Origin of the sequence: Algoriphagus sp. NBT04N3, from assembly GCF_019443765.1 — a bacterium.
Classification (GTDB): Bacteria; Bacteroidota; Bacteroidia; order Cytophagales; family Cyclobacteriaceae; genus Algoriphagus; species Algoriphagus ornithinivorans.
Genome location: NZ_CP048415.1, coordinates 4270347 through 4288471, shown reverse-complemented (window position 1 = coordinate 4288471; position 18125 = coordinate 4270347). Strand labels below are relative to the sequence as shown.

Here is an 18125-nt window from a genome sequence, read left to right as displayed (position 1 = left end):
AGAGATTTAAAATTTTCAAACGAAATTTTTTTCAGACTATAAAACTTGCATTTCATCCACTTTTGAGTGCATCCCGAGATATATTTTTACTTGGATTTCATAAAATATCTAAGCTATTTGAAGCTTAAAATAGAAACCACCAGTATGAACCCTGTAATTATTAGAAGCTTTGAAGATTTCGAACAGTACAACGGAAAGGAAATCGGAACTTCGGACTATTTCAAAATCACCCAAAACCAAATCAATCTATTTGCAGATGCTACGCACGATCATCAGTGGATTCACACTGATCCTGAAAGAGCCAAAGTGGAAGGAGCTTTCGGTAACACCATCGCTCATGGCTATCTGACGCTGAGCATAGTTCCCCATCTATGGGAACAAATAGTAAAGGTGGAAAATCTCAAAATGATGATTAATTACGGTATCGAGTCCCTGAGATTTGCACAAGCCGTAACAGTTGACAGCGAAGTAAGGTTGATTGCCAACTTGAAAAACGTAGCCAACCTCCGAGGAACTGTCAAAGCAGAAGTGGAAGTAAAACTTGAAATTAAAGATCAGAAAAAACCTGCATTCACCGGCGTGTTGATTTTCTTATATCACTTTAATTAAATAGAAAACCCCCAAAAACTCTAAAAATGTGCTCAGATTCCAATTGAATTGGACCACCTTAGTTTAGAAATAAGAAAGCCGGATTAATCCGGCTTTTTAACTTATTTCTTTTTATAGCTAAAGGTTCCTCCTCCTTGTTTGAAGGTAAGTTCCCCCTTTTCGGGATCAAAGATAAATACTGCTCCTACAGCTGAAAATTCGAATTGATGCTTGCCGATGGGTTCCAATCTGGTATCAGGCTGACCGCTTGGCTTTGCGACTAGGGTGTCGCCATCTTTGACAAAAGTAAAATTGATAGGAATTTGAGTAGTCACGTATTCACCTACATATAAGTCCAAGTCAGAAGGATTAAGAGCGTAAGTCTGAAAAGATGGAATTTTTACCTCATTTCCATAGTTCGCATTCAGTAAGGTAAGGGTAACCTCATTTGCATTCCAGTTTAATCCGTTGGAAAGGGTCACAATTGCTACCTGATCGTCCGGAAAATAACCCAACAAGGAGCGGAAACCGTCTATTCCGCCAGTATGGCCATAAGCTTTTTTATCGAAATACGGGAAGGTAAACATTCCTCTACCATACCCTTCTTTGATTTCCATCATTTTAGCCAAGCTACTTTCTGAAATCAATTTTCCATCAAATAGCCCTTGGATGAAAACGATCAAGTCACTCACAGTGGAGGAAATAGCGCCTGCTCCCAAAGGAATGCTCGGATGAGTCTCATTTTCAACTTTCCACGTTCCGTTATAAGCATAGGATTTCGCTTCATTTTGACTGACATAAACGGATTCAAATACCTCCGTATTCTCTAAACCTAGAGGTTGACTTACCTTTTTTGCCAACAATTCGCCATAGCTACTTTCATATGTTTTTTCCAAAATAAAGGTCAACAAGATATAATTTGAGTTGCTATATGATGCTTTGGAATTGGGTTCAAAATCACTTCCTCCTTTTTGGATAATAGCAATCATTTCCTCTTCAGATTTTGGCTCGGTACTGTAGCCCAAATAGTTTTCATCATCAGTAAAATTATGAATGCCACTTCTATGATTCAGAAGCATGTCCACAGTAATTTTATCTGCATTGGGAATCTGGGAATAGAAATCCGAAAGCTTTTGATCCAATTGAAGCTTACCTTCCTCTACTGCCTTCATGATCAAAACAGAAGTGAATATTTTGGATATTGAGCCAATCCTGAACTTGGTGTTTTCATTTAGCTTTTGTCCTTTTTCGAAATCAGCAAATCCTATGGATCGACTGTAAACCTTTTCCCCATTTTTCGCAATCATGACAGTTCCCATGTATTTGTCATGGAAATCCAAAGAATCAAAAACCTGATCAGCTTTAGAAAAATCCTGGGCCTTTGTTAATCCAGGGTAGAATAAAGTCAAGCCTACAGCTAAGGCAAATAAGAATGTTCTTTTCATGTGTTTATAATTGATTTTTATAGGTCACATGGAATCTTCGCATGGTGGATAATCATCTCAGTGTGTGAAGTTTTCGTCATGCTCGATTTCATCTGTTTATAAATTGTTTTTCAGTGGCCAGATGGAATGCCAAGGATAATCATCCCCCTCCCGAATCAAGTTAGGGACAAGTTGTGCGAGATTTTTCCTTACGGGCTTTTCATAATAAATATCAATAAAAATCCCTCCCCAATACGGGAAGGGATTGACATTAATTCAAACGGTTACGCTCTCCTGTACTACCTGTACTGGAATTCACCCGGAAACTTTCTCCTTGAGCAAATCTCCATCTCAGGGTAAATCTGACCCCCTGATTACTTCTGTATTGTCTGAAGCTGGTATCAATATCTGCAAAATTCACATTCGCACGGATCACCTGAGTCCTAAACAAGTCAGTTCCATTCACAGCCAGCGTCAGTTTATCCTTCATCAAAGACTTGGTCACTCCTGCCTCAACCCAGCCAAATCCGTCTATGGTACCCTGTCCCCAGATTTGAGGTCCAATATACATACCGATCAATTCCAATTTGAATCCGGCTGGCAAGGTCATATTGTGCTGAGTTCTCATCATAAAGGAAGTCTGATCCTGATCCAAGAAGTCATCTCCTATCTGAGATTTGAAGCGATTATAATTTACCTGAAGCATATTGGATGTGCTCCACCATTCTTTGATTTGAACCGGAACGATAGCTCTGAAGTTTGCGTTTCGCGTCTTGTCAAAGTTGTCAGTGAAAGTAGTGGTAGTTCGACTTTCCTGATCTTGCATAAATACCTGCATAAATGCATCCTCCGTCTCGCTATACCCCAAGGTAAATTGGTACGCTCCTTTTACCACGTGGTTCATTTCAAAATTGTTGGAATACTGAGGCTTCAAACCTGGATTTCCCTGCTCTGAAGTCAAAGGGTCTATGTAATAAATAAAGGGATTCAACAATCGGTAATTCGGACGGGTAATCCTTCTATTTGCATTGTAAATGATCTGATAGTTGTCGCTTACTTTATGCTGTACAAATACACTAGGGAATAAATTGAAGTAGTTTTGCTCATTAATTTGACCTAGGGTAACTGAGTTTCCTCTGATATCAGAATATTCCCCTCTCAATCCAGCCTGATAGCTGACTTTTTCGGAAAACTTCCCTTTGTAAGAAGCATAAGCTGCCAACACGTTTTCATTGTAGATAAAACGGTTGCTACTTGGGTCAGGCTGGAATGGACCATCTTCGTTTGCTCTTTGCAAGTCCAAATCATTATCTGAATTTACCCAAGAACCTTTCAAGCCTGTTTCAAAGGTGTTTCCATTTTTCAAAGGCTTTACAAAATCCACTTTTGCCGTGAAAATATTGTAATACATTTCATTCAAAGTCAGAATTTGATTTCTCATACCTGATCCTTGATCTTCTCCAGACCAATAAGTGTTTCCTAATAAGGACTCACTGTTGGCATTCATTCTGGTAAAGTCTATATCAGAGCTGATTTTAGTACCCAAGGTATCCAACTTCGCATCATAGTGGAGATTGGCAAAGATTCTATCGCTATGTCCATTCGCATCATTTCTACTGTCCAAATAGTCAATGATATCCGTACCTGGATTAGTAATATTGGTCAGGGAGGTAGAGGTATTGACATCATTGGAAGTGGATGCCTGAATATTCAATCCCAAGTTTTGATTTTCATTGATCTCGTAGTTTGCGGCACCGTTGAAGAACCAGTTTTTATCACGCTGGGTAATTCTGGAAGTTTGATTGAAATTAGATATTCCTTCAGGCAGCGTAAAGTTTCTATTGATGTCCAAATCATTGAAAATGGCATATTGATTATGATTGAAATTGGCATTGGTTGTCCATTTCCCTTTTTTCACATTCAAAGCCACTCCTCCTATAGGAGCCCAAAGTCCATTGTATTGCCCGCCTAACTGCACATTTCCAAAAACTCCATCAACAGTATTACGCTTCAGTTTGATGTTGATCACTCCCGCAGCACCTTCCGCATCAAATCTTGCAGAAGGGTTATTAATTACCTCAAGGCTTTTGATATTATCTGCAGGCATAGATCTAAGGAAGTTAGCTAAATCCGTGGCAGACATATACGTTTGTCTATCATTGATCATGACTACTACACCAGAACGACCATTCAAATTGATGATTCCATCCTGATCTACATAGACTCCCGGGGATCTTCCTATGACATCTAATGCATTGGATCCTTCGGCCATGACAGTGCCTTCTACATTGACCACCGTCTTATCAGGTTCGATGATGATTTCAGGACGTGTGGATTTAACTGTTACCTCATCCAGGCCAGTCATTTCATCCTGAATGTTGACAGTTCCCATATCCTTTATAAGTCCCGGAGTCAATTCAAAAGGTTCAGAAGTGTAGGTATTGAAGCCTATGGAAGAGACCACTAGAGAAACTTTCGCAGATTTAACGGACTCGATGATAAATGATCCGTCTTCATCTGAAACTGCTCCGTCAATCAATCCATTGCCTTCCACAGCTATCAAGGCTACGTTGGCATAGGCTACAGGAGCACCTTTTTGATCTAAAATTTTTCCGGAGATCCGGCTCACCTCTTTTGCGGCGAGATTACTAAGCCCTAATAGGTAAACAAATAGGGTCAAAAATAAATAGTTGGCAGTTTTCATTTTCAAATAAGATTGAATGTTATTCCTGCCTACTATTGAAAATGAAATGCCATGAATAGAAAATAAGCTTAAAATAGCTTTAAAGGGCATTTTATTGAAAATCAAAATATCTTCTGCGTTCAGAAGCGTACAGTATTTCGTCAGCTAACGGACAAAAAAAGCGCTGAGATTTCCCTCAGGGCTTGTGTTTACTCTTCTAACAGCTTATTTCAAAGCAGCTAAATAACGCTTATTTACTTCTTCCCAGTTGATCACATTCCAGAACGCCGAAACGTAGTCAGGTCTTCTGTTTTGATAGTTAAGATAGTATGCATGCTCCCACACATCTAGCCCTAAAATTGGTGTTCCTTTAATTTCTGCTACATCCATCAAAGGGTTATCCTGATTAGGGGAGGAAGTAACTTCTAATTTTCCGGCTGCTGTCACTACTAACCAAGCCCAACCTGAGCCAAATCTTGTAGCCGCCGCTTTGTTGAATACTTCCTTGAAAGAATCAAAATTTCCAAACTTAGCATTGATTGCATTCCCTACTTCTCCACTTGCTTCACCGCCACCGTTAGGGGAAAGAATTGACCAGAACAAGCTATGGTTAAAGTGACCACCGCCGTTGTTTCTTACAGCAACATTGGAGCCGGCTACTGCCATTAGCTCTTCCAAAGATTTTCCTTCTAAATCAGTACCAGCCACGGCATTGTTCAGATTTGTAACATAACCGTTGTGGTGTTTTCCATGGTGAATTTCCATGGTACGAGCATCGATATGTGGCTCGAGCGCATTAAAAGCATAAGGTAATGATGGGAGTTCAAAAGCCATTTTTTATAAAATTTTTTGGTTAAACTTTGATTTAAAATCCTTTAAAGAATCTGTGTTGAAAACCAAGTCAGGAAAGAAAAGGTTCTGAAAAGTATGATTTCCTTTTAATTTCTTAGCTTTTTGAAAAAATCAAGCAACAATTTTTCTGATTCTTGAGCTAATAAGCCTCCTTGAAGCTCTGTTTTTGGATGTAAAATCCCAGCATTAGTTTCCCGAAAACCTCTCTTAGGATCCTCCGCTCCATAAAAAACCTTCCCTATTTGGGACCAAAAAAGTGCCCCTCCACACATGGTGCAGGGTTCGAGGGTCACGTAAAGCTTGCACTCCGGAAGATACTTTGCCCCCAAGTAATTAGCTGCGGAGGTAATGGCTATCATCTCCGCATGGGCGGTGACATCATTGAGCTTTTCAGTTTGATTGTAAGCTCTAGCTATAATTCTGTTTTTGGATACGATGACAGCGCCAACAGGGATTTCTCCTTCTTCAAAAGCAATTTGTGCCTGCTTTAAGGCTTCATTCATATAGTATTCGTCAGAGAAGAGCTCCATTACCTAAAGTAATCCAGAATCTCATTTCTTACTCCTTCATTGATGATGACAGCTAATATCAAGGATACTAAAAGACCAATACTAGCTTTGAATACGTCATTTCTTGCCAGCTTGAATGCTCTGTACCTCCAAGCATCTTTTTTCTTTGCCTTTCCATGTTTCCCTATGGCGATAGCCAACTCTCTACCTCCCAAAAGCCCGATAAATACCCAAGTGGTACTCATAGGTACACTGCTGTAAATTTTGAAATAGAAAAGGATAATCGCGTAAACAAAATCAACAATAGTAGCTGCACGGACATCAGTCACATTGGACTTTTCATTGACAATCCCCTGGATTTTATCCCCTTTCAGATAGAAGAGGAATCCTAGTCCTACAAAAACAAAACCTGTGTAAACCAAAAACTCGGTTAAGCCAAGCTGCCTAGGTAAGAATACCGCAATATTGGCTGCATCCTGCATGATCCATACAGACCATAATGTACCAGAAGTGATCCACTGTAAGACCATCCAGTAAGGTTTAGCTTGGCCTTTCAGGTAATTTTTCACAAACCTTTCCAGCGCAAACCATACGACCATGGCTATGGCAAAAGCAAGGATATATCCTACAAAACTTTTGAACATTACGTCCAGGATTGTACCCGCTTTGTAGGTGAATACATTCAACAAAAGAAAAGTCGTAGACACAGGCATTCTCATCCTGGTCATAATTAAAAGCACAATCGGAGCCGCAAGTTGTAAAAATACAAAACTTTCAGGGGCCTTTTCCAGTCCCTTGGTCGTCAATCGCTGATAACTCACATCTCCGTCCAATGTCAACCAGCTATAGGTAACAGTACCCACGAATATCAAGCCCATAAATAACCACAGCCAATACCACTTCCTATTCTGATTGGAGGCGATGAAAGTACCGATGGTCTGTATACTGTCATTGGCTATGGCAGAATAAGCCGCCAAAGCAAATCCAAACCACATAGCTGCGTAGGTGTAAGGCGTGATAATTGCAGCAACTGAAACTAAAATACAAATCACAATCAGGAAAGGCTTTTCCTTTTTGGTGAAGTCAAAAAGAGAATATGCCGTTTTGGATAATTTCTCCTGATTGATGTTTTGGTCTATATTTTTCTTGGCCATGGTTGGAGGCGGGTAAGCAACGGGACAAAATTACAGAAGTTATTCAGCCTTACGTATTAAGAAATTGTTAACTCCTTCCAATATCTTCTCTTTAAGGCAGTTTATGACTTGTATTTCGTAAAAAAATACCAATTTTTGCTCAGAAATTGAATGAAAATTCGGAACCTCGGCGGAATTACCTTTCCAGCTAAATTTCATTTCGATTGCAAAATACTGAAATCTGACTTATTTCATTCCAAATGGAAAGCTGGGACCTAGAATCTTCTAAACCAAACAAAACCAAAAGCTATGTGCTCATGCTTTTGGCGCTTTTCCTGTTCATTTTTGCGATTGATCTGCTGACTGTATCCATGAGTCATCTCAATAATTCTGTCGCAGAGGATTTATTTTTAGCAACCCGCAACCCTTTCGTCAGTCTATTCATAGGCCTTTTAATGACCGCTTTGATTCAAAGTAGTTCCACTGTGACTGCCAGTATCGTGGCGGTAGTAGCTGCCGGAAATTTAGGCCTGGAACAAGCAGTCCCTATGGTCATGGGAGCTAACATAGGTACTACACTTACCAGTACGTTGGTTTCTTTTTCCTATGTGATGAAAAAGAAAGAGTTCAAAAGAGCCTTATCTGCAGGTATTATCCACGATATCTTCAATATTTTCACGGTACTGGTCCTATTACCTCTAGAGTTATATTTTGGACTTTTGACTAACCTGGCTGTTTATTTTGCTAATTTTTTCGGATCTGACGAAAACTTCACTGGCCCTTTGATATACAATAAAGTCTTCACTCGACCCCTGACGCAATGGGTAAGTGATACGATTAATATTCCTTTCCTGACCACGATACTGGCGGTATTTCTGGTTTTTGCAGCCATAAAAGTTTTGGCGACCTCAGTTTATAAGGCCTTCGTCGTAGATAGCTTCCGGGACATCAGCAATATGATCTTCAAAAAAACTGGCTTAGCTTTCACTTATGGACTTTTCTTCACTGCAGCAGTCCAGTCCAGTACTGTGACAACTTCCTTGGTTGTACCTCTGGTTGCCACTCGAAAAGTTTCTCTTAAAAAAGTATTCCCTTTTGTAGTCGGGGCTAATATCGGAACTACCATTACCGCTGCTTTAGCAGCAATTTATAAGAGTGAGGCTGCCATTGCCCTGGCCATTGTGCATTTCCTATTCAATACATTTGGGGCGATTATTATCCTGTCCTTCCCTCAATTCAGAATTCTTCCGGTCAGGTTGGCTTTGTATATGGGCAAAAAATCAGTCAAATCCAGATTTCTTGGATTTGCCTATATCCTTTTGACCTTTTTTATTATCCCATTCTTGCTGATTTATTTCAGCACCGAATAATTAGCTCTGGGAGGCTTTCCAAGCATCCATCAAAGCTTTTGCTGAGCTAGTTCCAATCCTGTCTGCACCAGCCGCTATCAATTCCTTTGCAAACTCCAGTGTTTTGATTCCTCCACTGGCTTTGATTCCTGTTTGGGAAGAAAGGGTTTGACGCATCAATTGAATATCCTCCACTTTGGCACCACTGGATGCATAGCCTGTTGATGTCTTGACAAAATCTGCTCCTGCATCCTGACAAATAAGACAAGCCTCCTGTATTTGATCCGCATTGAGATAAGCCGTTTCTATAATTACTTTCAGGATTCGCTCCTCTTCATGGCAGATTTTAGCTATTTGGGCAATCTCAATCTTCGGCCAATTCATTCCTGAATGGTAGGCTGTTTGAGACCAAACCAAATCCAACTCATCAGCTCCCTGCTTGATTGCTTCTTTGGTCTCAGCAACTTTACTGGCAGTATCCTGAAACCCAAAAGGAAAACCAATGACAGTGACAGTTTGAATATCCTCCTTCTCCAGTTCTCTACTGACCTTTTTTACCCAAAAAGGAGGCACACAAACTCCTACAAATTGCTCCTCGATAGCATCCTGAACAAGAAGGTCAACCTCTTTTCCGGTCATGGTAGGTTTAAGAAGGGTTGATTCCAAATAGCGGTTTAATTTATTCATGGGGATAAACAAAGTCTCTTAAATGCATAAATTCTAAAGTGAGATCTCCATCTCTGGCAAGGGTAGCTTTTTCTAATATCGGAGCTGGCTCATCCAATAATGCAGGAATGACCCACTTGATCAACTGATTGCCAAAATCCTGACTTGCCTCTCTCGGAATTTCGCAGGGAAGATTATCAATGGCCATCACAGAAATGCTTCTCTGCTTTCCAAAGGCTTCAATCTCCTGACCAGTCTCCCTGTCTATATCATATACAGGAGAAAGAATGGTAGAAGCTCTCCGAGTAGTAGGGACAGAGCCATCTATATCGCAGGTGACATCAGCGATTACTGAAAGGGCGAAATCATCCGAATTGATATCCTCTAATTTGAAAAGCCTTGGTGCTTCAGGATCCCAATAAGCTGCTGCAATCAACATTTCACCTTCTTCAGCATATTTGAGAAAATGGCTTTCGTAGCGCTCAGGATTGGAATAGAATTCTTCCCTATCATATCCTCCATCTGTTTTTCGCCTATTGTAATCTTCTGATCGTAACTGAACAAACACAGCCTCTTCAAAATACTGATGCAAAAAGTCCTCTTTGCTCACCTCCTTGATTCCCATTGCTTCCAAGATCTCTTTGGCTCCTTTCCCGACTCTACCCGCTCCCGTTAAAATGATTTTAACTGGTGGAAGCTGAACTTTCTTCAATTCGGCCTTCATATCTGCCAAGTCAAAACATTCATGCGCACGTTTTAGGTCAAATAGTGCGGTCTTTTTCCCATAGGTCCAAAAAGCATTATAAGCTCCTACCACGCCTGCCCATCGTCCAAAAGCAACTACCCTATTTCCTTCCTGATCTTTTAAAACCTCATAGTCAATCAAGCGGATATTTTTCTCCAAGACAGCTTGTAGCAAGCCACGGTTATAACTTTGTCTTTTGATTGTATGAGAAAAGAAAAAATAGGTCTTATCCGGAATTAATTTATCCACAGGAACCTCTTTGACTCCAAAGAGCACATCACATGCAGATAAATCTTCCACTACGCTAATTCCTTTTTGCTTAAATTCCTCGTCTGAAAAACATCTGACAGGGCTGGATTCTACATAAAAGGAAAATTGGTCTGAATATTTTTCACTCAAACTCTGGATTTGCTCTGGCGTAAAAGGACTTCTTTTGTCTGGTGGATTTTTTCCTTCGCGGATTATTCCGATTTTCATAAAAATTCTTCTTCTACCGGGTAATACTTAGAATGGACTATTGGATACTAGCTTTGAGTTGGGCTATATTTTACACAACTCACAGCGTTTTCGCTGCCTCCAAGTTAAAAAGAATTCTGAAGGAGAAATTAGGTTCAGCCTATAAATGGTACCGCCTTTTTTATTCTTTATTCTCATTACTGCTTTTAATCGGAATAGGCTATGTTTCCATTCAAATCCCCACTAAAAAAATTCTGCCGGGTTCGGATATTTCAAGCTACTTTGGATACATGGCCGCGACTTTTGGGACTATTATTCTGGTAAAAAGTAGCAAAGCATGGTCTTGGAAAGAATTTATAGGCATTAAAGAAGAATCTAACACGAAAGAACTCATCCAATCAGGATGGTATGCTCGAGTGAGGCATCCTCTTTATCTGGGCATAATTTTGATATTTCTGGGTTACTTTTTTGTGGCAAGTTCCATGAGTTCCCTCATTCATTTGATTTGCGTACTCATCTACCTTCCCTTTGGGATTTATTTTGAAGAGAAAAAACTGCTACAAACCTTCGGCAAAACTTACGAGACGTATCAAAAAAATGTCCCTGCTTTATTCCCTAAGCTCAAAAAATAAAAGGGCCGAAGCCCTTTTTATTTAATCTATTCCTCTGAAATCTATATCAAATCGTAAGATGGAATTCTCGGGTATTCTTTCATTGATCTTTTGGTTTCGGTAAGCATAAGGTGAAGGAATTATTAACACCGCCTTAGACCCCGGTCTCAACCTCCTAAAGCCAATATCCCAACCTTGAATAACCTGCCCAGTTCCCAAAGTGAATTTAAGAATTTCATATGTCGCTGTCTCAACATAGATATCGTTATCCCTAGCTACCTGCTCACTGGTAGTATCAAATACAGATCCATCACTGATTAAGGAACCTGTGTAGTCTGTATATACTATTGTTCCTCCTGTAGGCCTTGAACCAACTCCTTCTTCCTGTACGATTATAATAACCCCACTTGGATCATGTATTCTTCTGACACTGTCAATTTCGGCAGTTTTCAGATACTCATCTATTTTCACTCTATCAATTGCCAAATTGGCCTCCGAATCATAAAGAGGGCCTGTTGCAAATGGATTGGTTGGTTCACAACCGTACATTAGCATCATTGCAAAGAGAAGAGAAAAAAGAATTGAATTACGCTTTATCATTAGTTCTGTGGTCCTTTCTTTAATTCAACGAACTCGATTTCAAAAATTAAGGGAGTATTAGGAGGAATATTATCTCTTCCTTCAGGTCCATATGCAAAGGCAGATGGCATTAAGACAGTAGCTTTATCTCCAACTTCCATGATTGCTACCGCTGTCTCGAAGCCTTCGATAAGTTGTCTTATTCTAATCCCGCCACCCTGCACATACCTGATGGGTCCGTATTGCCTATTCTCAGTATATATATTATTTGCTCTCGCTACAGTTTCAATAGTGGTATCAAAAACCTTATTGTTTAGGAATTTTCCTGTGTAATTAACACGAACGGTATCACCTGGAGCCACCATTCTACCACTATTGGAAAGCTGTTGCCAAATCACTGTAAAACCAGTCAACTCATCTACAAAATCCTTGGGACCTGTCAACGGATTAGCTGCCAGATATTCCTCAATTGCCTTTTTGTCCCTTTCTAGTATAGCTTGATAGGTCGAATCCGGATCAATACAAGCCATCATAGCAAAACCACTAGCAAGAATTAGCAATAAGGAAGTTAATCTGAGTTTCATAGTTTTTGAAATGAATTGAAATCTAGGTTACTTATTTTTGAACGTCTGTCACTTCAACGTCGAAAACCAAAATGGAGTTTGGACCTATCAATGCTCCCGCTCCGTTTTCTCCATAAGCTAGAGGAGAAGGAATCAAGAATTTAGCCTTAGATCCTTTTTTCAACAACATCAAACCTTCATCCCAGCCTGGAATTACCTGACCCATTCCAACATTTACCGGAAGTGGCTCATATGGACGCTGTGGATTATACATGTTGTTGTCTTTGGCAAGCTGCTCATAAGAAGTATCGAAAAGAGTTCCGTCGATTAGGTAACCTGCATAGTTCACATACATGGTAGTTCCTGGAGTGATAGCTTCGCCTGTTCCTTCTTCTTGAATCACATAATACAAACCGTTTTCAGTCTTCTGCACATCCAAACCGTTTTCTTTAGCGTACTCTTCAATGGTTTTTCCTTCTTCCACGATCAATACTTTTGCCCGCTCAGCTCTTTTGGCAGCTTCTGCCTCATTCGCTTTTGTGAAGAAATCCATCAAAGCCTGCTCTGACATAATATCAAAAGCTCCCAATCTGATTTTCACAGTTTCATTTTCTTCCAAGAATGGAGGATAGTTATCTCCGAAAATGGTTTTAGCGGTAGATTCAAAGTGAATGCTATCTCCTTTTCTCAAAGACATAAAAATTTCATCCATCCCATTATTAGTAGGCATGGAATCATTTGCCATCAAGTAGCCAGGTACCGGTTGATCAATGGTAGTGTAGATCACAGAATCTTTGGAATTCATAATTTCCAAATGGTACATCAGGAAGTCACCGTTTGCTGGCTTCTCACTTCCTTCTTTGATATAAGTATATTCGATTCCATCCTTCTCGGTTACTTTAGTTTTTTTACAAGAAGAAAGAACAAGTGATCCTGTCAAAAGGACCAAAACTGCCAAAAGGCTAGATTTATTTTTCATAAAGATTAGGTGGTTATTCTATTTTTAAGGTTGCTGAAATCAATTGCTGGAAACAGGCTCTTGATCAAAAAGCTCATCCTGATGCTCTTCCACTAGATTTTCAAATTTCTCTATGGTCTCCTTCAGGTTTCTTTCGGATTTACCTCCTGCTGCATTTTTGTGTCCACCTCCGTTGAAGTAAGACGCAGCAAATTTATTAACCGCTACTTCACTTGAGGATCTGAATGAAATTTTTATTCCGTCATCTCTCTCTGAAAACAATGCGGCTAACTTGATTCCGTCCAAAGATAAGGCATAATTGACCAATCCTTCTGTATCTCCGGTCCGGCTTTGATATTTTTTAAGATCTTTTTTGCTGATTGCAAAGTAGGCAGTATGGATATCCTCTCTCACTACCAGTCTTCGGCTAATCGCAAAACCGATAAACTTCAGACGATTGACGGAATTGGAATCATAAATCCAATTGGCAATCTGAGAAGGGTTGGCCCCTAAATCAATCAATTCGGCAACGACCAAGTGAACATTTTTAGTAGTATTGGGATGGCGAAAACCACCCGTATCCGTCATGATGCCAGCATAAAGGGATGCTGCAATATCCTTGTCAATCAGCTCCTTATCGCCTAATTCTACGATCAGCTCATAAACCAACTCGCAGGTCGCAGCAGCTTCAGTACTCCAATATTTGAAGTCAGCGAAGTCCTCCGGATCCTGATGGTGATCAATATTGACAATAAATGCATCCGACTGACGGATCATTTCACCCAATTCATTGACTCTGTTGAGCACAGAAAAATCCAGACAGAAAACGACATCCGCTTCATTCAAAGCTTTGGTTGCTGACTTCTGATGATCTTCCCTACTAAAGTCCAAGACTAAATCGTTCCCTTCCATCCAATTCAGGAAAGAGGGATAATCTGTCGGAGTCACCACAGTTACCTCATGTCCTTTCTTCAGCAGATAGTTGGCTAATCCCAAGGAGGAACCCAGCGCATCCGCATCTGGTTTGACGTGAGTGGTGATGAATATTTTTTTGGGTGAAGATATTTCTTTTTTAAACGAGGCTAATGCTTCCATTTATATAGGTTCAACGGCACTTAGGCACTAGTAGTCCGCAAAGGTCAGGATTTTTTTGACAATTCCCAACTTAGTCATTTTATTGAAAATGAACGAAATAGAGGATTATTCCTTGGAATTTCTCGGATTCTGAATTCTATTCCCCTATTTTTGCGGCCGAATTAAACCAATGTAAACTCAAAACACATGGCAGGAAACAGAACATTCACCATGATCAAGCCTGATGCATTCGAGGCTGGTAACTCTGGAGCAATCCTAAAGATGATCGAAGAAGCAGGTTTTAAAATCGTGGCAATGAAAGCTACCCGATTGACTCCTGAATTGGCAGGTAAATTTTATGAGGTTCACAAAGAAAGACCTTTCTACAAGGATCTTTGCGCATATATGTCTTCTGGACCTATTATCGCTGCTATCTTGGAAAAAGACAATGCAGTAGAAGATTTCAGAAATTTGATCGGTGCTACCAACCCAGCAAATGCGGCTGAAGGTACTATCCGTAAAATCTTCGCTAAGTCTATCGAAGCCAATGCAGTTCACGGATCTGACTCTGATGAAAACGCTGCAATTGAAGGTAACTTCTACTTCTCTCAATTGGAAAGAGTACTTTAATCCGAGAGCAAGAATCATAAAAAAAGCGCCAGATGGCGCTTTTTTTGTATTAATTTTTTTTTCTAAGAAGGGCTTTACCAGCTTCCACCGGCTCCTCCGCCTCCGAAGCTCCCGCCTCCGAAACCGCCGAAGCCGCCACCTCCTCCACCAAAGCTTCCTCCACCTTTGGAGAAGTCTCCAAACTTTCCTCCTCCGCCTTTCAGCAAATTGGCCAGCATAATGGTAGTCAGGAGATCAATTCCTCCACCTCTTCCTCCCATGTGGTTGTCATTGTCATTCCGGTTTTTCAAAAGAGGTAAAATCACAAAGAGGAAAATAAATAGCAAGAAGATAAATATGGCTCCACCATGATTGCCATTTGAGATCACCTCCTCGGCTTTATATTCACCTGAAGCAAGCTTGATAATCATATCCGTGGCCTGATCCAAGCCTTGATAATATGACTCCATCTTGAAGTTGGGGACGATCAAATTATCGACAATGCGGTTTGCCAAAGCATCAGGAACCACTCCTTCCATTCCGTATCCTGTGGCGATAAAGACTTTTCGGTCGTTCATCGCCGCCAAAATCAGAACTCCATTGTCCACTTTCCCTCCGATTCCCCATTGATCACCAAGTTGAAAGGCGTAATCAGATATATCATACTGCCCAATAGAGCGAATCATGACAATGGCTATCTGAGTGGATGTGCTATCGTTATAGGCTACAAGTTTGCGCTCCAGCCTTGCCACTTCGTCCTGAGATAATGTCTGGGTAAAATCATTCACCAGTCTGGGAGGATTCGGAACAGGAGGGAAATCCTGAGCAAATCCCACTAGACTTACCAAAGAAAAAAGAAATAAAAACAGCGTTATGGATTTAAGATCCAAATGAAATCTCATCGGGTAGTTCGTTTTCGTCTGAATCCCCTTGGTATGGGAAATGCTCGGCAAGAGCTTCGCCGGCTTGATGGATTCCATCAATCAGACCTTGAGTGAATTGACCTTTTTTAAACAAATCGGCCATGTGGTTTTTGATGTCTTCCCAGAAATTTTTGGGCACAACTGCATTGATTCCTGCGTCTCCCAAAATGGCAAACTTATGATCTTTGACAGCCAAATAAAATAAAACTCCGTTTCTGTCTTTGGTTTGATACATTTTCAGGGTTTCAAATACCTCAGCCGCTCGGTCCAACACATCTATCCTACAGTGATTTTCGATATGAACCTGAATCTCTCCGGAAGTGGTAACTTCGGCAGTTTGGATTGCTGACACGATCTGCTTCTTCTCTGCCGAAGTGAATAATTTTTCAGCCATAATTTAGAATTCTACAGTAGGTGCATTTTCTGCTCCGGCTACTGCTTCAAACTTCCCTTTGGTTTCAAATCCATACCAACCTGCAAAGAGGTTGTTCGGGAACGTTCTTAAGGTGGTATTGTAAGCAACCACTTCTTGATTGAAGTTTCTTCTAGCCACAGCTATCCGATTTTCAGTTCCTTCCAACTGTGCCTGCAAATCCAGGAAGTTTTGGTTGGCCTTCAGGTCAGGATAACGCTCCACAGTGACCAAAAGTCTGCTTAAAGCACCGGAAAGCTGCTCTTGGGCTTGCTGGAATTGCTGGAGATTTTCAGGAGAAAGATTGTTAGCATCCACATTGATAGAAGTAGCTTTAGATCTTGCTTCGATGACGCCAGTTAGGGTTTCCTGCTCAAAATCAGCATACCCTTTCACGGTGTTGACCAAGTTAGGGATCAAGTCTGCTCTCCTCTGGTATTGAGTCTCCACCTCAGCCCATTGACCACTGACTTGCTCCTCGGCCTGAACAAAAGTATTGTAAGTGCCAACAGCTTTGGTATAAATAAAAATACCAACAACTGCCAGAATCAAAATTGGAATTAATAGCTTTTTCATTTTTTGCATTAGGGTTATAAAACTGAACTATTGACGAAATTACCTTAAAATAAGTTTCCCAGAGGATGTTTTTCCCAAAAATAGCCAAATTTCAAAAGGAGAGAGTAATAGGCTAGATCTGCTTTTCCAGCCTGATTTTATAAGTAAAGTCTTCATATCGGGTCAATTCTTCATCGAAAAACCTTCTCACCTCGATTTCTATGACTTTCCCTTCCCTAGAGCGAAACAATTTGATCACATCCGAAAGCTCCCAAATCAAGGTTGGAATTTTATTAATACTCAAAATTTCATCAAAAGCCTCAATTCCGGCCACATCTGCCGGAGAACCTTCACGAACCTGACCAATGTAAAATCGCTTATCGTCTGTAGGAATCTTTTTAACATTGAGGCCACTCATATCGTATTCATAAGGTGCATAGAAGTTATCTCCTTTTTTCATCATGGCACGCTTCCTTGGATAGTCCAAAATCAACCTTGTTCTGCCCAAAACCTCTGATCCAAGACTTCCCATTCTTCCGGATTCCTTGATGATATAGCTGAAGGCTGTCTCATCCGGGTAGGAAGTCAAGACCTCCTTTTGCTTCAAGCTTTGGATTTTCAACCAATCCACTCGTCCTATGTATCCATAAAGCAAGCCTCCCAAGCTTTGGCCCAATTCTGCTTCCAGGTTATCTTCAGGCAATTCTATTTTCTCGGATGTTTCCCGATTGAGAAGCAGCCCATGATTGGCTCCGGTATCTATCAAGAATTTTGATTCCAATACTTTCCCGTTTTTCTGCTTTATTTTAGCACGGATATAGGGTTTGTTTTGATCAATTTCCAACGGCATCTTTTTGTAAAGAGGAGGCCTCCACTTCATGGCATCCGTCCTGAAAAACTCTATTCTTTCATCATCATAATTGATTTTGACAGGATTAAATTTGAAAAATTCATAGCCAATGATGCCATAAATAGGTATTCCTACCACCGACTCCAATTCCAAAAAATCCTCTTCTAAAACCAATAAGCTTTGAGCTAAACCTTCTATTGGTCCTAAATCAATATGATTGACAGGAGATACCGATGCCATTATTTCTTCAGAACCGTCAGCCCCCATCAAATTCAGTCTACGAGTATATTCCAGACCCATCGCATCCCCCAAATCTTTACTGAATAAAATATTGGACCTCACACCAGTATCGATCAGGAAGTTTACGGGATAGGCTCCATTGATAGAGACCGGAACGATGATCAAAGAATTTGAGGCATAAAATGGAAGAATGACTCTTCTCTTGTCCTCTTTCATGAAGAAACCAGGCACTTGAGCTTGGGTATCAATAAGAGTTAGCCCAAGAAAGAATATGATCAGCAGGGTCTTTTTTATCATTCGATCCACAATCGGGTGATTGGTATAAGTTAAGGCTTTTTCAGAAACC

General features: G+C 40.4%; 19 protein-coding genes. 4 read left to right on the top strand and 15 right to left on the bottom strand.

Going from position 1 to position 18125, the window contains the following annotated elements; genetic code table 11:
- Positions 1 to 144 precede the first annotated feature (144 nt).
- Positions 145 to 609, top strand: a complete 465-nt coding sequence (locus GYM62_RS18740; RefSeq protein WP_219957520.1) for a MaoC family dehydratase — start codon at positions 145 to 147, stop codon at positions 607 to 609.
- 101 nt (positions 610 to 710) lie between these two features.
- On the opposite strand, the gene GYM62_RS18735 is transcribed toward GYM62_RS18740, so the two are convergent.
- From GYM62_RS18735 to GYM62_RS18715, 5 genes are all read right to left on the bottom strand, one after another.
- A complete protein-coding gene (locus GYM62_RS18735) occupies positions 711 to 2033 on the bottom strand; it encodes a serine hydrolase (protein ID WP_219957519.1) in 1323 nt (440 codons plus the stop codon).
- 250 nt (positions 2034 to 2283) lie between these two features.
- Complete coding sequence (locus GYM62_RS18730; protein WP_219957518.1) at positions 2284 to 4716, bottom strand: outer membrane beta-barrel protein; 2433 nt, start codon at positions 4714 to 4716, stop codon at positions 2284 to 2286.
- Between the two features lie 204 nt (positions 4717 to 4920).
- A complete protein-coding gene (locus tag GYM62_RS18725; RefSeq protein WP_144603689.1) occupies positions 4921 to 5529 on the bottom strand; it encodes a superoxide dismutase in 609 nt (202 codons plus the stop codon).
- A 104-nt stretch (positions 5530 to 5633) separates the two neighbouring features.
- Positions 5634 to 6077 (bottom strand): nucleoside deaminase, encoded by a 444-nt coding sequence (locus tag GYM62_RS18720; RefSeq protein ID WP_144603686.1) that lies wholly within the window; start codon positions 6075 to 6077, stop codon positions 5634 to 5636.
- On the bottom strand, positions 6077 to 7210 hold the full coding sequence (locus GYM62_RS18715; RefSeq protein ID WP_144603684.1) for a hypothetical protein: 1134 nt from the start codon (positions 7208 to 7210) through the stop codon (positions 6077 to 6079). The genes GYM62_RS18720 and GYM62_RS18715 overlap by 1 nt, the downstream gene beginning before the upstream one ends.
- A gap of 239 nt (positions 7211 to 7449) precedes the next feature.
- Between GYM62_RS18715 and GYM62_RS18710 the strand changes: the two genes are divergently transcribed.
- The gene (locus GYM62_RS18710; protein WP_219957517.1) at positions 7450 to 8559 is read left to right on the top strand and encodes a Na/Pi symporter; all 1110 of its coding nucleotides are present in this window, start codon (positions 7450 to 7452) and stop codon (positions 8557 to 8559) included.
- Here GYM62_RS18710 and deoC read toward each other — a convergent pair whose 3' ends face one another.
- Positions 8560 to 9225: a deoxyribose-phosphate aldolase gene (gene deoC, locus GYM62_RS18705; protein WP_219957516.1), complete on the bottom strand. Its 666-nt coding sequence runs from the start codon at positions 9223 to 9225 to the stop codon at positions 8560 to 8562.
- Positions 9218 to 10426, bottom strand: coding sequence for an NAD(P)-dependent oxidoreductase (locus tag GYM62_RS18700; protein WP_219957515.1), 1209 nt, complete (start codon positions 10424 to 10426; stop codon positions 9218 to 9220). The genes deoC and GYM62_RS18700 overlap by 8 nt, the downstream gene beginning before the upstream one ends.
- Positions 10427 to 10458: 32 nt before the next feature.
- Between GYM62_RS18700 and GYM62_RS18695 the strand changes: the two genes are divergently transcribed.
- Positions 10459 to 11037 carry an isoprenylcysteine carboxylmethyltransferase family protein gene (locus GYM62_RS18695; protein WP_219957514.1) on the top strand — a complete coding sequence of 193 codons (579 nt, stop codon included), beginning with the start codon at positions 10459 to 10461 and terminating at the stop codon, positions 11035 to 11037.
- A gap of 21 nt (positions 11038 to 11058) precedes the next feature.
- Here the strand turns inward: GYM62_RS18695 and GYM62_RS18690 are convergent, their stop codons facing one another.
- From GYM62_RS18690 to GYM62_RS18675, 4 genes are read right to left on the bottom strand one after another with little or no spacing between them, the layout of a single operon-like run.
- A complete protein-coding gene (locus GYM62_RS18690) occupies positions 11059 to 11616 on the bottom strand; it encodes an FKBP-type peptidyl-prolyl cis-trans isomerase (protein WP_219957513.1) in 558 nt (185 codons plus the stop codon).
- On the bottom strand, positions 11616 to 12179 hold the full coding sequence (locus tag GYM62_RS18685) for an FKBP-type peptidyl-prolyl cis-trans isomerase (protein ID WP_219957512.1): 564 nt from the start codon (positions 12177 to 12179) through the stop codon (positions 11616 to 11618). Before GYM62_RS18685 ends, GYM62_RS18690 begins: the two co-directional genes overlap by 1 nt.
- A 31-nt stretch (positions 12180 to 12210) precedes the next feature.
- A complete protein-coding gene (locus tag GYM62_RS18680; protein ID WP_219957511.1) occupies positions 12211 to 13137 on the bottom strand; it encodes an FKBP-type peptidyl-prolyl cis-trans isomerase in 927 nt (308 codons plus the stop codon).
- Between the two features lie 39 nt (positions 13138 to 13176).
- Entirely contained in the window at positions 13177 to 14211 is a 1035-nt protein-coding gene (locus GYM62_RS18675; protein ID WP_219957510.1) for a bifunctional oligoribonuclease/PAP phosphatase NrnA, read from the bottom strand.
- Positions 14212 to 14397: 186 nt separating this feature from the next.
- On the opposite strand from GYM62_RS18675, the gene GYM62_RS18670 reads away from it, so the two are divergent.
- Positions 14398 to 14820 (top strand): nucleoside-diphosphate kinase, encoded by a 423-nt coding sequence (locus GYM62_RS18670; RefSeq protein WP_091651899.1) that lies wholly within the window; start codon positions 14398 to 14400, stop codon positions 14818 to 14820.
- A 74-nt stretch (positions 14821 to 14894) separates the two neighbouring features.
- Here the strand turns inward: GYM62_RS18670 and GYM62_RS18665 are convergent, their stop codons facing one another.
- The 4 genes from GYM62_RS18665 to GYM62_RS18650 all read right to left on the bottom strand — a co-directional run bounded on the left by GYM62_RS18665 (position 14895) and on the right by GYM62_RS18650 (position 18076).
- Entirely contained in the window at positions 14895 to 15701 is an 807-nt protein-coding gene (locus GYM62_RS18665) for a YgcG family protein (protein ID WP_219957509.1), read from the bottom strand.
- Complete coding sequence (locus GYM62_RS18660; RefSeq protein WP_144603659.1) at positions 15679 to 16116, bottom strand: TPM domain-containing protein; 438 nt, start codon at positions 16114 to 16116, stop codon at positions 15679 to 15681. The genes GYM62_RS18665 and GYM62_RS18660 overlap by 23 nt, the downstream gene beginning before the upstream one ends.
- A 3-nt stretch (positions 16117 to 16119) precedes the next feature.
- Positions 16120 to 16710 (bottom strand): LemA family protein, encoded by a 591-nt coding sequence (locus GYM62_RS18655; protein WP_219957508.1) that lies wholly within the window; start codon positions 16708 to 16710, stop codon positions 16120 to 16122.
- A 112-nt stretch (positions 16711 to 16822) separates the two neighbouring features.
- A complete protein-coding gene (locus tag GYM62_RS18650) occupies positions 16823 to 18076 on the bottom strand; it encodes an aspartyl protease family protein (RefSeq protein ID WP_219959493.1) in 1254 nt (417 codons plus the stop codon).
- Between the last annotated feature and the right edge of the window lie 49 nt (positions 18077 to 18125).

What these genes read in the sequence shown, in the direction of transcription:
- GYM62_RS18740 (WP_219957520.1), top strand. Translation starts at nt 145, where the DNA reads ATGAACCCTGTAATTATTAGAAGCTTTGAAGATTTCGAACAGTACAAC.
- GYM62_RS18735 (WP_219957519.1), bottom strand. Translation starts at nt 2,033, where the DNA reads ATGAAAAGAACATTCTTATTTGCCTTAGCTGTAGGCTTGACTTTATTC.
- GYM62_RS18730 (WP_219957518.1), bottom strand. Translation starts at nt 4,716, where the DNA reads ATGAAAACTGCCAACTATTTATTTTTGACCCTATTTGTTTACCTATTA.
- GYM62_RS18725 (WP_144603689.1), bottom strand. Translation starts at nt 5,529, where the DNA reads ATGGCTTTTGAACTCCCATCATTACCTTATGCTTTTAATGCGCTCGAG.
- GYM62_RS18720 (WP_144603686.1), bottom strand. Translation starts at nt 6,077, where the DNA reads ATGGAGCTCTTCTCTGACGAATACTATATGAATGAAGCCTTAAAGCAG.
- GYM62_RS18715 (WP_144603684.1), bottom strand. Translation starts at nt 7,210, where the DNA reads ATGGCCAAGAAAAATATAGACCAAAACATCAATCAGGAGAAATTATCC.
- GYM62_RS18710 (WP_219957517.1), top strand. Translation starts at nt 7,450, where the DNA reads ATGGAAAGCTGGGACCTAGAATCTTCTAAACCAAACAAAACCAAAAGC.
- deoC (WP_219957516.1), bottom strand. Translation starts at nt 9,225, where the DNA reads ATGAATAAATTAAACCGCTATTTGGAATCAACCCTTCTTAAACCTACC.
- GYM62_RS18700 (WP_219957515.1), bottom strand. Translation starts at nt 10,426, where the DNA reads ATGAAAATCGGAATAATCCGCGAAGGAAAAAATCCACCAGACAAAAGA.
- GYM62_RS18695 (WP_219957514.1), top strand. Translation starts at nt 10,459, where the DNA reads ATGGACTATTGGATACTAGCTTTGAGTTGGGCTATATTTTACACAACT.
- GYM62_RS18690 (WP_219957513.1), bottom strand. Translation starts at nt 11,616, where the DNA reads ATGATAAAGCGTAATTCAATTCTTTTTTCTCTTCTCTTTGCAATGATG.
- GYM62_RS18685 (WP_219957512.1), bottom strand. Translation starts at nt 12,179, where the DNA reads ATGAAACTCAGATTAACTTCCTTATTGCTAATTCTTGCTAGTGGTTTT.
- GYM62_RS18680 (WP_219957511.1), bottom strand. Translation starts at nt 13,137, where the DNA reads ATGAAAAATAAATCTAGCCTTTTGGCAGTTTTGGTCCTTTTGACAGGA.
- GYM62_RS18675 (WP_219957510.1), bottom strand. Translation starts at nt 14,211, where the DNA reads ATGGAAGCATTAGCCTCGTTTAAAAAAGAAATATCTTCACCCAAAAAA.
- GYM62_RS18670 (WP_091651899.1), top strand. Translation starts at nt 14,398, where the DNA reads ATGGCAGGAAACAGAACATTCACCATGATCAAGCCTGATGCATTCGAG.
- GYM62_RS18665 (WP_219957509.1), bottom strand. Translation starts at nt 15,701, where the DNA reads ATGAGATTTCATTTGGATCTTAAATCCATAACGCTGTTTTTATTTCTT.
- GYM62_RS18660 (WP_144603659.1), bottom strand. Translation starts at nt 16,116, where the DNA reads ATGGCTGAAAAATTATTCACTTCGGCAGAGAAGAAGCAGATCGTGTCA.
- GYM62_RS18655 (WP_219957508.1), bottom strand. Translation starts at nt 16,710, where the DNA reads ATGAAAAAGCTATTAATTCCAATTTTGATTCTGGCAGTTGTTGGTATT.
- GYM62_RS18650 (WP_219959493.1), bottom strand. Translation starts at nt 18,076, where the DNA reads ATGATAAAAAAGACCCTGCTGATCATATTCTTTCTTGGGCTAACTCTT.